The organism is Bradyrhizobium sp. MI1.11 (assembly GCF_055811255.1).
In genome coordinates this window covers 1-1,586 of sequence record NZ_JBVVPM010000162.1, presented here as the reverse complement: position 1 = coordinate 1,586, position 1,586 = coordinate 1, and the positions used below count along the sequence as shown (strand labels likewise).

General features: G+C 62.6%; 1 protein-coding gene. It reads left to right on the top strand.

What is annotated here, in order from left to right; all coding sequences use genetic code 11:
• The first annotated feature begins 80 nt into the window (after positions 1-80).
• The gene (locus AC0L30_RS42855) at positions 81-1,283 is read left to right on the top strand and encodes an integrase core domain-containing protein (protein ID WP_473406775.1); all 1,203 of its coding nucleotides are present in this window, start codon (positions 81-83) and stop codon (positions 1,281-1,283) included.
• Positions 1,284-1,586: the final 303 nt, after the last annotated feature.

Sequence of the window (1,586 nt, the reverse complement as noted above, 5' to 3'; positions counted from 1 at the left end):
TGAGCGACCCGAGACATAGGTGACAGTTCGTACCGGACACATGGGTTACACTTTCCGCTTTTGTTCTGCGGGAGGTGTAGATGCCGTGGAAAGCGAGTTCGGTAATGGAAGAGCGCCTTCGCTTTGTCGCCCGGCTGTTGGACGGGGAAGCCATGACGGATGTGTGCCGGGAGTTCGGCATCTCCCGCAAGACCGGCTACAAGATTTTCGATCGTTACAAGGAACACGGGCTCGAGGCGCTGAACGACCGCTCCCGACGGCCGGTTCGCTACGCCAACCAATTGCCGGCCCAGATCGAGACCCTGATTGTCCAGTTCAAGGCCGAGAAGCCGCATTGGGGTGCGCGCAAGATCCGCGAGTTGCTGGTGCGCCGGCTCGATGGCGATGTTCGCGTGCCGGCCAAAAGCACCATTCATGCGGTGCTCGATCGCCACGGCCTGGTCAAACGCGGCGGCGGACCGCGCCACCGTGCGCGCGGCACGCCGCTGTCGCAAGGGACGGCCCCCAATGATCTCTGGTGCGCCGACTTCAAGGGCGAGTTCAAGCTCGGCAATGGCCGCTACTGCTTTCCCTTGACGGTCAGCGATCACGCCTCGCGCTTCCTGTTGCTGAGCGAGGCGCTCGACTCGACGCGCGAAGACCCCGCCATAACCGCCTTCGAGCGCTTGTTCCACGAGCGCGGCCTGCCACTGGCCATTCGCTCCGACAACGGCGTGCCCTTTGCCAGCCCCAACGCCTTGTTCAATCTGTCGAAGCTTTCGGTCTGGTGGCTCCGGCTCGGCATTGCCATTGAGCGCATCAAGCCGGGCCGTCCGCAGCAGAACGGCCGGCACGAGCGCATGCACCTCACCCTCAAAAAGGAAGCGACCCGCCCGCCAGGCTTCAACAGCCTGCAGCAGCAGGAACGCTTCGATGCCTTCGTGCACGAATTCAACACCGAGCGGCCCCATGAGGCACTCGGCATGAAGTGCCCCGCCGAGCTCTACACCGCTTCAACGCGCGTCTATGACGGCCTGCCCGAACTGACTTACCCCTTCCACGACCGCGACATTGTCGTCACCGCTTGCGGGCGGCTCTGCCTGCATCGCAAGAAGATCAACATCTCAACCGTGCTGGCCGGTCAGAAGCTCGGCATCAAGGAGGTCGACGAGGGCATTTGGCTCGTCAGCTTCATGCACTACGATCTCGGTTACTTCGATCTGGAGCAGAAAACCTTGCAGCCGCTCGACAACCCGTTCGGCCCGCCCGTCACCGATGTCTCAGCTGCCACCGCAGCGCCCTGAGCGCGACGCGCTCTCGTGCATTCTTGGCATGGCAGGCCCTTTGCTTGGCTCCGCTGTCGCGGTCAACCCCCGAAGCCCACAGGGGCGCGGCACGCGCGGGGTTGATGGCGACAGCGCGAGCCAAGCAACAATGGCCAGGCCATAGATGCGTCTCGCCGGAACACAGCAGACCGCTGACCAGCGGCCTCAAACTGGATCGACCTTTGGAGTAAACGACTTTGAAACCCCTCGACAACCCGTTCGGCACGAGGTTGTCACCCATGTCTTAGGTACGACCTGTTACCTATGTCTCCGGTCTGGACA